Source organism: Pulveribacter sp. (genome assembly GCF_032079985.1).
GTDB lineage: Bacteria > Pseudomonadota > Gammaproteobacteria > Burkholderiales > Burkholderiaceae_C > Melaminivora.
On record NZ_DAMATK010000005.1, the window covers coordinates 132,434 to 144,355 of the forward strand.

The following is an 11,922-nucleotide window of genomic DNA, read 5'->3' on the forward strand; positions in this document are numbered from 1 at the left end:
TCGTCCCCCTTCCCAGCGCGCAGCGCGCCAGAGAAGGGGGAAGCGCCGCAGGCGCTCAGGGGGTTGCTCCTAGGTTGGCTTCGATGATGCGGGCGACCTCGGCGTCAGCGCCATCCTCCAGCTGGTCGTACACACGGGTCTGCGCCAGGGGCCCGCTGCGCGGCGCCTCGGCCAGCGAGGCGCCGCCGCGCTCGCGCGTGTCCACCTGCACGTCCATGGACAGGCCCACGCGCAGCGGGTGCTCCTGCACCTGCTGGGCGTCCAGGGCAATGCGCACCGGCACGCGCTGCACCACCTTGATCCAGTTGCCGGTGGCGTTTTGCGCCGGCAGCAGGGCGAAGGCCGCGCCCGTGCCCACGCCCATGCCGGCCACGGTGCCGCGGTATTCGATCTTCTTGCCGTACAAGTCGGCCGTCAGCGTGGCCGGCTGGCCCAGGCGCAGGTTGCGCAGCTGGTTTTCCTTGAAGTTGGCGTCCACCCACACCTCGCGCAGCGGCACCAGGGCCATCAGCGGGCTGCCGGCGGCCACGCGCTGGCCCAGCTGCACGCTGCGCCGGGCCACATAGCCGTCCACGGGCGCCAGCAGCTGGGTGCGGCGGCTGGCCAGCCAGGCCTCGCGCAGCTTGGCGGCCGCGGCCAGCACGCTGGGGTGCTGCTCGACCGGCACGCCCTGGGTCAGCGAGCGGTTGCTGGCCAGCTGCTCGCGCGCCGCGGCGATGGCCGCCTGGGCGGCGCCGGCCGCGGCCTGGGCGGCGGCCAGCTGGGTGCGCGCGGCCGTCAGCTGGGTCTGGGCGTGGTTCGCCTCTTCGGTGGAGACGGCGCCCGAGCCGGCCAGCTGCTGGCGCCGGCGCGCATCGTCCTGCGCGCGGGCCACCTCGGCCTGGGCGCGCTCGATGTCGGCCTGGGCGCGCGTGGCGTCGGCTTGGCGCAGCCGCACCTGGGCGGCCAGGGCCTCGTTGTTGGCGTACAGCGTGCGTGCCTGGCGCACGGCCTGTGCCAGGGCGGCCTCGGCTTGCGACAGGGCCACGCGGGCGTCGGCCGGGTCCAGCTGCACCAGGGTGCTGCCGGCGCGCACGAAGTCGGTGTCGTCCGCGCCGATAGACATCACCGTGCCGCCGGTCTGCGGCGTGATCTGCACGATGTTGCCCTGCACGTAGGCGTTGTCGGTGTGCTCGTAGTGGCTGGCCACCAGCCAGTCGTACAGCCCGAAGGCGACAGCGCCCACGCCGACCACGGCGGCCAGCAGCACCAGGGCGCGCTTGCGGCGGGCCTTGGCCTGCAGGGGCGAGGGTGGGGCGGAGGCGGCGGCTTGCGGTGCGTTCATGGTGGAAGAGAGGGGAGGGGAGGGAAAAAGTGAGCGGGACCGGCAGGTTCTGCCGCTATCTTAAAAATAGCTGCTTGCGCTTGATGGGTAAGGGTTTGAGTGGTTTTTTATGCCTAATCGGGCACCGGCTCGGCCAGCGCCTGGGCGTTGGCCTGCAGCCGCGCCAGGAGGCCGCGCAGGGCCTGCTGCTCGGCCTCGTCGAAACCGTGCAGCAGCTGCGCCTGCACCTGCACCAGCAGCTCGGGCAGCTGGCTGGCGATGGCCCGGCCCTCGTCGGTCAGGGCCACCAGCACCACGCGCCGATCGTGCGGGGCGCGCTGGCGCCGCACCAGGCCCTTGGCCTGCAGGCGGTCCAGCAGGCGCGTCAGGCCGCCGCTGTCGATGTGGCATTCGCGTGCCAGCGCCGTGGCCGTGGCGCTGTCGGCCGACAGCAGGCGCAAGAGCGGCTTCCACTGCGCGTCGGTCAGGCCCAGGGGTTCCATGCGCCGGTCGATGGCGGCCACCAGCAGGGTGACGATGCGCCGCAGCTGCAGGCCCAGGCTGCGCTCGGTCAGCGTGGCGACGCAGGGCGGGTCGGCGGGGGCGGCTTGGGGCATGGCACGCCACAATAATTGATCAAGCAAATATTGTCAAAGCAAATGCTTCTGCGCCTGCAGGCCGCCATCTCAACCCCGGCCGGTGCGCGCCAGGTAGCGGTTGCGCCAGAAATAGCCCGTCAGCGCGCCGGCGATGACCAGCATCATGGCCATGGCGCCCCAGAAGCCGTTGTGCTGGTCCACGAAGGGCAGGTACTCGAAGTTCATGCCGAAGATGCCGGCGATCAGGTTCAGCGGCAGGAACACGGCGGTGAGCACGGTGAGGACGCGCATGATTTCGTTGGTGCGGTTGTTCTGCACCGAAAAGTGCATCTGCACGGCGGCTTCGGTGCTTTGCTCCAGCCGGCGCACGTGGTGCGCCACGCGGGCAATGTGCTCCAGCACGTCGCGGCCGCGCACGCGGATCAGCTCCAGCTCGCGCTGGGCCACGCTGTCGTCATAAACCAGGTGACCGTCGTCCAGTCCTCCGGTCCAGGCCTGCACGGCCGAGCGCTGGTCCTCGCAGATCTCGGCCAGGTGGTGCAGGGCCAGGCGCGCGGCCATCAGCGCGCCCCAGTGCGTGAAGCGCCCGCGTGGATTCAACAGCGCCACCTGCCAGTGGTCGAGCAGGCGCGTCAGGTCGCGGCGCAGGTCCAGGTAGTTGTCCACGATGTGGTTGACCAGACGCAGCATCAGGTCGGCCGTGTTGGCGGGCAGGCGCACGCCGGCGACCGAGGGGCCGGTGTTCAGTTCGCACACCAGCACCTCGGCCGTGGCCTCGGCGTGGTCGGCGTCCAGCGGCTGCGCGGCCAGGGGCGGTGGCGCCAGCAGGCGCTCGGCGTAGCTGTCGCGCACGGCGCAGCCGCCCGGGTGCACGGACAGCAGCAGCGCGTCGAACACCACCAGGCCGACGGGGCTGGTGTCGATGCGCCGCAGCACCGGCGGGGCGTTGCGCGTGGTGCGCGGCAGGGGCTGCTGGGCCTGCTCCTGCGTGCTAGCGGCCAGCTGGCGCATGACCAGCAGGTCGTACTGCGAGGTGTAGTCGTGGTGCGAGGGCAGCTGGGTGCTGAGCAGGTCGGTGACATGCAGGTCCAGCAGCTGCAGCCCGGTGACGGCCTGCAGCATGGCCTGGATACGCGCCAAGCCGGACTCCAGCTCGGCGCGGGTGCAGGCCACCCAATAAAAGCCCACCGGCGGCGGTCGGGTGGGCAGCGCGTCCAGCTCGGCCACGCTGGCGCCGGGCTGGATGTGGAAGATGCGGATTGGTGGCGGCGTCGATGCTTCGGTGGTCAAAATGGGCTCCCGCGCTTGTGCCTCAAGCGCGGGCAGCTCTCATTTGCGGAGCAGTCGTGCGGCCTCGAGGGCGAAATAGGTCAGCACGCCGTCCGCGCCCGCACGTTTGAAGGCCAGCAGCGACTCCATCATCACGCGGTCGTGGTCCAGCCAGCCATTGGACGAAGCCGCTTTCAGCATGGCGTATTCGCCCGACACCTGGTAGGCAAAAGTCGGCACGCCGAACTCGTCCTTCACGCGGCGCAACACGTCCAGGTAGGGCATGCCGGGCTTGACCATGACCATGTCGGCGCCCTCGGCCAGGTCCAGCGCCACCTCGCGCAGGGCCTCGTCGGTGTTGGCCGGGTCCATCTGGTAGACGTCCTTGTTGCTCTTGCCCAGGTTGGCGGCCGATCCCACGGCGTCGCGGAACGGGCCGTAGAAGGCGCTGGCGTACTTGGCGCTGTAGGCCATGATGCGCGTGTGAATGTGGCCGTGGGCCTCCAGCGCCTCGCGGATGGCGCCGATGCGCCCGTCCATCATGTCGCTGGGGGCGACCATGTCCACGCCGGCGTCGGCATGCGCCAGGGCCTGGCCGACCAGCAGCTCCACGGTCTCGTCGTTGATGATGTAGCCGGTGTCGTCCAGCAAGCCGTCCTGGCCGTGGCTGGTGTAGGGGTCCAGCGCCACGTCGGTCATCACGCCCAGCTCGGGAAATTCCTTCTTCAGCGCCCGGATCACGCGCGGGATCAGGCCCTCGGGGTTGAGCGACTCGCGGCCGTCGGGCGTCTTCAGCGCGCCGTCGATGGACGGGAACAGCGCCAGGTAGGGCACGCCCAGGCGCAGGCATTCCTCGGCCACGGGCAGCAGCAGGTCAAGGCTCAGGCGCTCCACGCCCGGCATGGAGGCCACGGGCGTGCGCAGCTTCTCGCCCTCGTGCACGAACACCGGGTAGATGAAGTCGTGCGGCGACAGCGCGTGCTCGCGCACCAGGTTGCGGGTGAAGGCGTCGCGGCGCAGGCGGCGCGGACGGCTGGCAGGAAAGGGGGTGGGATTGGACAGATGCATGGCGGACCATTGTGCGCCAGCGTGCGCGGCGCCGGGGCATCCGCCTTGCGGGCGCCGGCGCGCGGTGCTAGATTGCCGCCGGGCGGTTGGCCGCCCCCCGCTTCACCTCCCTGAGCGGGGCCTTGCGGCGCCCCCGCCCCAAGGCTTTCCCGCCCGGTCTTCGCCGGGCTTCTTTTTTGGCACACTGCGGCGATGCTCTGGGTCAAAGCCTTCCACATCGTCTTCATCGCCAGCTGGTTCGCCGGGCTGTTCTACCTGCCGCGCATCTTCGTCAACCTGGCGATGGTCGATCCCGGCTCCATCGCCGAGCGCCAGCGCCTGCTGCTGATGGCGCGCAAGCTGCTGCGCTTCACCACCGTGCTGGCGGTGCCGGCCATCGGCCTGGGTCTGTGGCTGTGGCTGGGCTGGTGGCGCGGCGCCGGCGGCTGGCTGCACGCCAAGCTGGCGCTGGTGCTGGTCATCGTGGGCTACCACCACGCCTGCGCGGTGCTGCTGCGCAAGCTGGAGGCGGGCACCAGCCGGCGCAGCCACACCTGGTTCCGCTGGTTCAACGAACTGCCGGTGCTGCTGCTGGTGGCCGTGGTGGTGCTGGTGGTGGTCAAGCCTTTCTGACGGCGCAAAGGCCCGCGCGCCATGCACAAGACCTCGGCCTGGCCGCTGGCGCTGATCTACGCCGCGCTGATCGTCTTCGCCAGCCTGTTCCCCTTCGAGGGCTGGCGCGAGCAGGGGGTGTCCCCCTGGGTCTTTTTCACCGCCCGCATTCCGCCGCCGTACTGGACGTGGTTCGACGTCAACATCAACGTCGTGGGCTATGCGCCGCTGGGCTTCTTGCTGGCGCTGGCCTGCCTGCGCTCGGGCTGGCCGCGCGCGGCCGTGCCGCTGGCGGCGCTCAGCGGCGCGCTGCTGTCGCTGTGCATGGAATACCTGCAGATCTTCCTGCCGCGGCGCGTGCCCTCCAATATGGATCTGGCGCTGAACGCCGCCGGTGCGTTGGCGGGCGCTCTGGCGGCAGCGCTGCTGGAGCGCCTGGGTGCGCTGGCGCGCTGGAGCCGCCTGCGCGAGCGCTGGTTCGTGCCCAATTCACGCGGCGCGCTGGTGCTGCTGGCGCTGTGGCCCTGGGCGCTGCTGTTTCCGACGGCGCTGCCCTTCGGCCTGGGGCAGGCCTGGCAGCGGCTGGAGGACGCCCTGGCCGAGCTGCTGGAGGGCACGCCCTTTCTGGATTGGCTGCCGCTGCACGAGCCGGCGCTGGAGCCGCTGTCGCCTGCCGGCGAGCTGCTGGCCGTGGCGCTGGGCCTGCTCATCCCCTGCCTGCTGGCCTACTGCGTGGTGCGCACGCTGGGCCGGCGCCTGACGTTCGCCCTGGCCACGGCGGGCATCGGCGTGGCCGTGACGGCGCTGTCGGCCGGCCTGAGCTGGGGGCCGGCGCATGCCTGGGAGTGGCTCACGCCCGGCGCGCGCGCCGGCGTGGTGCTGGGCCTGGCGCTGGCGCTGGCGCTGCTGGCCCTGCCGCGGCGGGCCTGCGCGGCGCTGCTGCTGGTGGTGCTGGTGCTGCACCTGAATCTGCTGAACGACGCGCCGACCGACGCCTACTTCGCCCAGACGCTGCAGGCCTGGGAGCAGGGGCGCTTCATCCGCTTCTACGGCCTGGGCCAGTGGCTGGACTGGCTCTGGCCTTATGCCACGCTGGTGTATGTGCTGCTGCAGGTCTCGCGCCGCGAGGCCCGCTCCTAGAATGGCCGGCATGTCCACGCCCGCACAGCCCTACTTCCAGCGCCACATCTTCTTTTGCCTGAATGAGCGCGCGGCGCCCGAGGCCTGCTGCGCCGCGCACGGCGCCCAGCAGGCCTTTGAGCATTGCAAGAAGCAGGTCAAGGCCCAGGGCCTGGCCGGCCCGGGCAAGGTCCGGGTGAACAAGGCCGGCTGCCTGGACCGCTGCTCGGGCGCCCCCGTGGCCGTGGTCTACCCCGAGGGCGTGTGGTACAGCTACGTGGACCATGAGGACATCGACGAGATCGTCGAATCCCACCTGAAGAACGGCCAGGTGGTCGAGCGCCTGCTGCTGGCGCCGGATGTGGGGCGCTGAGCGCCGCCGCGTCTTTCATGGTTCTTTTGGCTTCCAGCCCTTGCCAGTCAAGCGCTGGCAGCTATTTTTTTGGTAGCAATCTATGAATGCCCAGACCGAACGCCTGACCTTCACCGGCGCCGAGGGCGCCATCGAGGCGCTGCGCGACGCCCCGGCCGCCGGCGCGCCCGCACGCGGCGTGGCTGTCATTGCCCACCCCCACCCTTTGTTCGGCGGCACCATGGACAACAAGGTGGTGCAGACCCTGGCGCGCGCCTTCGTCGCCTGCGGCTGGACGGCGGTGCGCTTCAACTTCCGCGGCGTGGGCGGCACGGCCGGCGTGTATGACGAAGGCCGTGGCGAGTTGCAGGACCTGCTGGCCGTGGTGCAGCAGGCCGCGCCCGAGGGGCCCATCGCCCTGGCGGGCTTTTCTTTTGGCGCCTTCGTCGCCAGCCACGCGCTGGCGCGCCTTTGGGGCGAGCGCCAGGTCGAGCGCGCGATCTTGGTGGGCACGGCCGCCAGCCGTTTCGATGTGGCTCCGGTACCGGCCGAGGCCCATCTGTCCACCCTGGTCATCCACGGCGAGCACGACGAGACGGTGCCCCTGACCGCGGTGATGGATTGGGCGCGTCCGCAGCAACTCCCGGTTACGGTTGTGCCCGGGGGCGGCCATTTCTTTCACGGACAATTGCCGCTGCTCAAGGACCTGGCCTCGCGCCACCTCCTGTCGGCCCTGCCGTGATGCGCGCCGCCCACGGGCGGCTTTTTCCTTTCACCCTTCTCTTTTTTCCTGTCTCTCCTCTTGCCCGTGATGCCTTCTGCCCTGTCCCTGCTGCGAACCGTTGCCTGTGCCCTGATCCTCGCCCCTGCCGCCCTGTGGGCCCAGGCGCCCCAGCCGCCGGAGATCGCCGCGCGCAACTACCTGCTGGTGGACGTGACGGCCGGCCAGGTGCTGGCCGCCAAGGACATCGACGCGCCGGTGGAGCAGGCGTCGCTGACCAAGCTCATGACCGGCTACCTGGTCTTCGACGCCCTGCGCGCCAAGAAGATCACGCTGGAGCAAAAGCTGCCCGTCTCCGAACGCGCCTGGAAGATGCCCGGCTCGCGCATGTTCATCGATCCCAAGATGCAGGTGCCGGTGGACGACCTGCTCAAGGGGATGATCGTGCAGTCGGGCAACGACGCCACCATGGCCCTGGCCGAGGGCGTGGGCGGCACGGCGGAGAACTTCGTGCGCCTGATGAACGAGCAGGCCAAGGCGCTGGGCATGACCGGCACCCACTACAAGAACCCCGAAGGCCTGACCGAGCCCGGCCACACCACCACGGCGCGCGACCTGGCCACGCTGTCCACGCGGCTGATGCAGGACTTTCCGGAGTACATGCACTACTACTCCATCAAGCAGTACCGCTACGAGGGCACGCCGGCGTCCAACAGCAACAACCGCAATACGCTGCTGTTCCGCGACCCGACGGTGGATGGTCTGAAGACCGGCCACACGGCCGCGGCCGGCTACTGCCTGGTGGCCACCTCCAAGCGCGACTTCCCGCAGTCCGGCCCGCGCCGCCTGCTGTCCATCATGCTGGGCGCCGCCAGCGAGAACGCCCGCGCCGGAGAGACCCAGAAGCTGCTGAACTGGGGCTACACGGCGTTCGATTCCGTCAAGCTGTTCGACGCCGGCCAGGCCGCTGCCACGCCGGCCATCTGGAAGGGCACGCAGAGCACGCTCAAGATCGGCCGCCCGGACGCCATCGTGGTCACCGTGCCATCGGGCAGCGCCGGCAAGCTGACCACCACCGTGGTGCGCCAGGACCCGCTGATCGCGCCCTTCACCAAGGGCCAGTCGGTGGGCACGCTCAAGGTGATGCTGGGCGATCAACAGGTCGCCGAGGTGCCGCTGGTAGCGCTGGAGGACGTGGGCCAGGCCGGCATTTTCGGCCGCGCGTGGGACGCCATCCGGCTCTGGATCAAATAAGACGCGGCGCGCAAGCGCCTTGCCCCGCGAGCAATAAGAAGCTACACTGGCGGGCTTTTCGGAAAATTCCGAAGGGATTCACGTTTTCGCTTTTCACGTTTAGGGACGAACCACAGTAATGCCAACCATCAATCAGCTCGTGCGCCACGGCCGCACGGTCGAAGTTGTGAAATCCAAGAGCCCGGCCATGGAGAACTGCCCCCAGCGCCGCGGCGTGTGCACCCGTGTGTACACCACGACTCCCAAGAAGCCGAACTCCGCTCTGCGTAAGGTCGCCAAGGTGCGCCTGACCAACGGTTTCGAAGTCATCTCCTACATCGGCGGCGAAGGCCACAACCTGCAAGAGCACAGCGTGGTGCTGGTGCGCGGCGGCCGTGTGAAGGACTTGCCCGGTGTGCGCTACCACATCGTGCGCGGTTCGCTGGACCTGCAAGGCGTCAAGGATCGCAAGCAAGCTCGCTCCAAGTACGGCGCGAAGAAGCCCAAGGCCAAGTAAGTCCTGCGCTTTTTTCTGCAAAGAAATTTCGGTGCTGTCCTCCGCGTGGCGCGGTGATGCAGCGTAGTGACCCCAAACGCAAGTGTTCTGCGCGGGTCGAGTAAGTGAGGGTCCTGATGGCTCTCGCGGTGCCTGAGATGGTGCCAACTGAAGCAAAGATAGAGGTGAAAAATGCCACGTCGTCGCGAAGTCCCCAAACGTGAAATCCTGCCGGACCCGAAGTTCGGCAACGTCGAGCTGTCCAAATTCATGAACGTGATCATGGAAGGCGGCAAGAAGGCAGTTGCAGAGCGCATCATCTACGGCGCCCTGGATCTGATCGAAAAGAAGCAGCCCGAGAAGGAACCGCTGGAAGTGTTCCTCACGGCCATCAACAACATCAAGCCGATGGTCGAAGTGAAGTCCCGTCGCGTGGGCGGTGCCAACTACCAGGTGCCCGTGGAAGTGCGCCCGGTGCGCCGCCTGGCCCTGTCCATGCGCTGGCTGAAGGAAGCCGCCCGCAAGCGCGGCGAAAAGTCCATGGCCCAGCGCCTGGCCAACGAACTGATGGAGGCCAACGAAGGCCGCGGCGGCGCCATGAAGCGCCGTGACGAAGTGCACCGCATGGCAGAAGCCAACAAGGCATTCAGCCACTTCCGCTTCTAAGTTCCGCCCCCATCTATCGCACTGGCGGGAGCCCGATTCGCCCTTTCGGCGAACGGGCTCTCAGCCGTTAACGAAAGTCTCATCATGGCTCGCAAAACACCCCTTGAGCGCTACCGCAACATCGGTATCTCGGCCCACATCGACGCTGGCAAAACCACGACGTCCGAGCGCATCCTGTTCTACACGGGCGTGACCCACAAGCTGGGCGAAGTGCACGACGGCGCCGCCACCACCGACTGGATGGAGCAGGAGCAAGAGCGCGGCATCACCATCACCTCCTCGGCAGTGACCTGCTTCTGGAAGGGCATGGACCTGTCGCGGCCCGAGCACCGCATCAACATCATCGACACCCCCGGCCACGTGGACTTCACCATCGAGGTGGAGCGCTCCATGCGCGTGCTGGACGGCGCCGTGATGGTGTACTGCGCCGTGGGTGGCGTGCAGCCGCAGTCCGAGACCGTCTGGCGCCAGGCCAACAAGCACAAGGTGCCGCGCCTGGCCTTTGTGAACAAGATGGACCGCACCGGCGCCAACTTCTTCAAGGTCGTCGAGCAGATGAAGCTGCGCCTGAACGCGCACCCGGTGCCGATCGTGGTGCCGATCGGCGCCGAGGACAACTTCCAGGGCGTGGTCGACCTGATCAAGATGAAGGCCATCATCTGGGACGAAGCCTCCCAGGGCATGAAGTTCGAGTACCAGGAGATTCCCGCCAACCTCGTGGACACCTGCAACGAGTGGCGCGAGAAGATGGTCGAGTCGGCTGCCGAAGCGTCTGAAGAGCTGATGAACAAGTACCTGGAAGAGGGTGCCCTCTCCGAGGAAGACATCATCGCCGGCCTGCGCCAGCGCACCATCGCCACCGAGATCCAGCCCATGCTGTGCGGCTCGGCATTCAAGAACAAGGGCGTGCAGCGCATGCTGGACGCCGTGCTCGACCTGCTGCCTGCGCCTACCGACATTCCCGACGTGACCGGCACCGACCCGGACGACGAAGAGAAGAGGATCACCCGCAAGGCTGACGACAACGAGAAGTTCTCGGCCCTGGCGTTCAAGCTGATGACCGATCCGTTCGTGGGCCAGCTGACCTTCGTGCGCGTGTACTCGGGTGTGCTGTCCAAGGGCGACACCGTCTACAACGCCGTCAAGGGCAAGAAGGAGCGCATCGGCCGTATCGTGCAGATGCACGCCAACGAGCGTCAGGAAATCGAAGAGATTCGCGCCGGCGACATCGCCGCCTGCGTGGGCCTGAAGGAAGTGACCACGGGCGACACGCTGTGCGACCTGGATGCCCACATCATGCTGGAGCGCATGGTCTTCCCCGAGCCCGTGATCGCGCAGGCGGTGGAGCCCAAGACCAAGGCCGACCAGGAGAAGATGGGCATCGCCCTGTCACGCCTGGCTTCCGAGGATCCGTCCTTCCGCGTGCGCACCGACGAAGAATCGGGCCAGACCATCATCGCCGGCATGGGCGAGCTGCACCTGGACATCATCGTGGACCGCATGAAGCGCGAGTTCAACGTCGAAGCCAACGTCGGCAAGCCCCAGGTGGCCTACCGCGAAACCGTGCGCGCCACGGTCAAGGACGTGGACGGCAAGTTCGTGCGCCAGTCTGGCGGTAAGGGCCAGTACGGCCACGTGGTGTTCCGTCTGGAACCCAACGAGCCGGGCAAGGGCTTCGAGTTCCTGGACGAGATCAAGGGTGGCGTGGTGCCGCGCGAGTACATCCCCGCCGTGCAAAAGGGCGTGGAAGAAGCGCTCACCAGCGGTGTCCTGGCTGGCTACCCGGTGGTGGACGTCAAGGTCGCGCTGACCTTCGGCTCGTACCACGACGTGGACTCCTCCGAGCAGGCGTTCAAGATGGCCGCCATCTTCGGCTTCAAGGAAGCCGCGAAGAAGGCCAACCCCGTCATCCTCGAGCCCATGATGGCCGTGGAAGTGGAGACGCCCGAGGACTACGCCGGTACGGTGATGGGTGACCTGTCCAGCCGCCGCGGCATGGTGCAGGGCATGGACGACATGGTCGGCGGTGGTAAGGCCATCAAGGCCGAGGTGCCGCTGTCGGAGATGTTCGGCTATGCCACGCAGCTGCGTTCCATGACGCAGGGCCGCGCCACGTACACGATGGAGTTCAAGCACTACGCCGAAGCTCCGCGCAACGTGTCCGAGGCCATCATGGCCGCGCGGGCCAAATAAAGTCCAGGTGCCGGACCAAGACTTGCACAGCAAGTCTTGCTCGGGCACCTCTGACTAGAGGGGGTTCTCAGGGGCCTTCTCTGGTTGGAGGTAAAAATGGCTCCAGTCCTTACTCCATAAGCGCCGGCAGCTCATTTTTCAGTAGCATTTTCCTGTCTGCGATCCGGTGCCGTCCCGTGGCTCTGTGCGGGGCGAACCAGCAACCGGGTGCAGACGTTAAACCGTCACACAGGCAACGCTCTTTTGGAGTACAGAAAATGGCAAAAGGTAAATTCGAACGTACCAAGCCCCACGTGAACGTGGGCACGATCG

At 67.9% G+C, this 11,922-nt stretch carries 12 protein-coding genes; 8 read left to right on the plus strand and 4 right to left on the minus strand.

What is annotated here, in order from left to right:
• Positions 1-55: 55 nt before the first annotated feature.
• The 4 genes from RT282_RS14345 to hemB all read right to left on the minus strand — a co-directional run bounded on the left by RT282_RS14345 (position 56) and on the right by hemB (position 4,239).
• Positions 56-1,324 (minus strand): efflux RND transporter periplasmic adaptor subunit, encoded by a 1,269-nt coding sequence (locus RT282_RS14345; RefSeq protein ID WP_313315278.1) that lies wholly within the window; start codon positions 1,322-1,324, stop codon positions 56-58.
• A 113-nt stretch (positions 1,325-1,437) separates the two neighbouring features.
• Positions 1,438-1,920, minus strand: coding sequence for a MarR family transcriptional regulator (locus RT282_RS14350; RefSeq protein WP_312756459.1), 483 nt, complete (start codon positions 1,918-1,920; stop codon positions 1,438-1,440).
• 69 nt (positions 1,921-1,989) lie between these two features.
• Entirely contained in the window at positions 1,990-3,192 is a 1,203-nt protein-coding gene (locus RT282_RS14355) for a magnesium transporter CorA family protein (protein WP_313315281.1), read from the minus strand.
• A 39-nt stretch (positions 3,193-3,231) separates the two neighbouring features.
• A complete protein-coding gene (gene hemB / locus RT282_RS14360) occupies positions 3,232-4,239 on the minus strand; it encodes a porphobilinogen synthase (protein WP_313315284.1) in 1,008 nt (335 codons plus the stop codon).
• Positions 4,240-4,431: 192 nt separating this feature from the next.
• On the opposite strand from hemB, the gene RT282_RS14365 reads away from it, so the two are divergent.
• The 8 genes from RT282_RS14365 to fusA all read left to right on the plus strand — a co-directional run bounded on the left by RT282_RS14365 (position 4,432) and on the right by fusA (position 11,610).
• A complete protein-coding gene (locus RT282_RS14365; protein WP_312306590.1) occupies positions 4,432-4,851 on the plus strand; it encodes a CopD family protein in 420 nt (139 codons plus the stop codon).
• A gap of 21 nt (positions 4,852-4,872) precedes the next feature.
• The gene (locus RT282_RS14370) at positions 4,873-5,970 is read left to right on the plus strand and encodes a VanZ family protein (protein ID WP_313315288.1); all 1,098 of its coding nucleotides are present in this window, start codon (positions 4,873-4,875) and stop codon (positions 5,968-5,970) included.
• A 10-nt stretch (positions 5,971-5,980) separates the two neighbouring features.
• Positions 5,981-6,322 (plus strand): (2Fe-2S) ferredoxin domain-containing protein, encoded by a 342-nt coding sequence (locus tag RT282_RS14375; protein WP_409456819.1) that lies wholly within the window; start codon positions 5,981-5,983, stop codon positions 6,320-6,322.
• An 82-nt stretch (positions 6,323-6,404) separates the two neighbouring features.
• Positions 6,405-7,043 (plus strand): alpha/beta hydrolase, encoded by a 639-nt coding sequence (locus tag RT282_RS14380; RefSeq protein ID WP_313315292.1) that lies wholly within the window; start codon positions 6,405-6,407, stop codon positions 7,041-7,043.
• 69 nt (positions 7,044-7,112) lie between these two features.
• Positions 7,113-8,276 (plus strand): D-alanyl-D-alanine carboxypeptidase family protein, encoded by a 1,164-nt coding sequence (locus RT282_RS14385; protein ID WP_313315295.1) that lies wholly within the window; start codon positions 7,113-7,115, stop codon positions 8,274-8,276.
• Positions 8,277-8,394: 118 nt separating this feature from the next.
• Positions 8,395-8,772 (plus strand): 30S ribosomal protein S12, encoded by a 378-nt coding sequence (rpsL, locus tag RT282_RS14390; protein ID WP_106845246.1) that lies wholly within the window; start codon positions 8,395-8,397, stop codon positions 8,770-8,772.
• 171 nt (positions 8,773-8,943) lie between these two features.
• Positions 8,944-9,417, plus strand: a complete 474-nt coding sequence (rpsG, locus tag RT282_RS14395; RefSeq protein WP_312306601.1) for a 30S ribosomal protein S7 — start codon at positions 8,944-8,946, stop codon at positions 9,415-9,417.
• Positions 9,418-9,501: 84 nt separating this feature from the next.
• A complete protein-coding gene (fusA, locus tag RT282_RS14400; protein ID WP_313315299.1) occupies positions 9,502-11,610 on the plus strand; it encodes an elongation factor G in 2,109 nt (702 codons plus the stop codon).
• The last annotated feature ends 312 nt before the right edge of the window (positions 11,611-11,922 follow it).

Coding starts and splice junctions, on each gene's coding strand:
- RT282_RS14345 (WP_313315278.1), bottom strand. CDS start 1,324: ATGAACGCACCGCAAGCCGCCGCCTCCGCCCCACCCTCGCCCCTGCAG.
- RT282_RS14350 (WP_312756459.1), bottom strand. CDS start 1,920: ATGCCCCAAGCCGCCCCCGCCGACCCGCCCTGCGTCGCCACGCTGACC.
- hemB (WP_313315284.1), bottom strand. CDS start 4,239: ATGCATCTGTCCAATCCCACCCCCTTTCCTGCCAGCCGTCCGCGCCGC.
- RT282_RS14365 (WP_312306590.1), top strand. CDS start 4,432: ATGCTCTGGGTCAAAGCCTTCCACATCGTCTTCATCGCCAGCTGGTTC.
- RT282_RS14370 (WP_313315288.1), top strand. CDS start 4,873: ATGCACAAGACCTCGGCCTGGCCGCTGGCGCTGATCTACGCCGCGCTG.
- RT282_RS14375 (WP_409456819.1), top strand. CDS start 5,981: ATGTCCACGCCCGCACAGCCCTACTTCCAGCGCCACATCTTCTTTTGC.
- RT282_RS14380 (WP_313315292.1), top strand. CDS start 6,405: ATGAATGCCCAGACCGAACGCCTGACCTTCACCGGCGCCGAGGGCGCC.
- RT282_RS14385 (WP_313315295.1), top strand. CDS start 7,113: ATGCCTTCTGCCCTGTCCCTGCTGCGAACCGTTGCCTGTGCCCTGATC.
- rpsL (WP_106845246.1), top strand. CDS start 8,395: ATGCCAACCATCAATCAGCTCGTGCGCCACGGCCGCACGGTCGAAGTT.
- rpsG (WP_312306601.1), top strand. CDS start 8,944: ATGCCACGTCGTCGCGAAGTCCCCAAACGTGAAATCCTGCCGGACCCG.
- fusA (WP_313315299.1), top strand. CDS start 9,502: ATGGCTCGCAAAACACCCCTTGAGCGCTACCGCAACATCGGTATCTCG.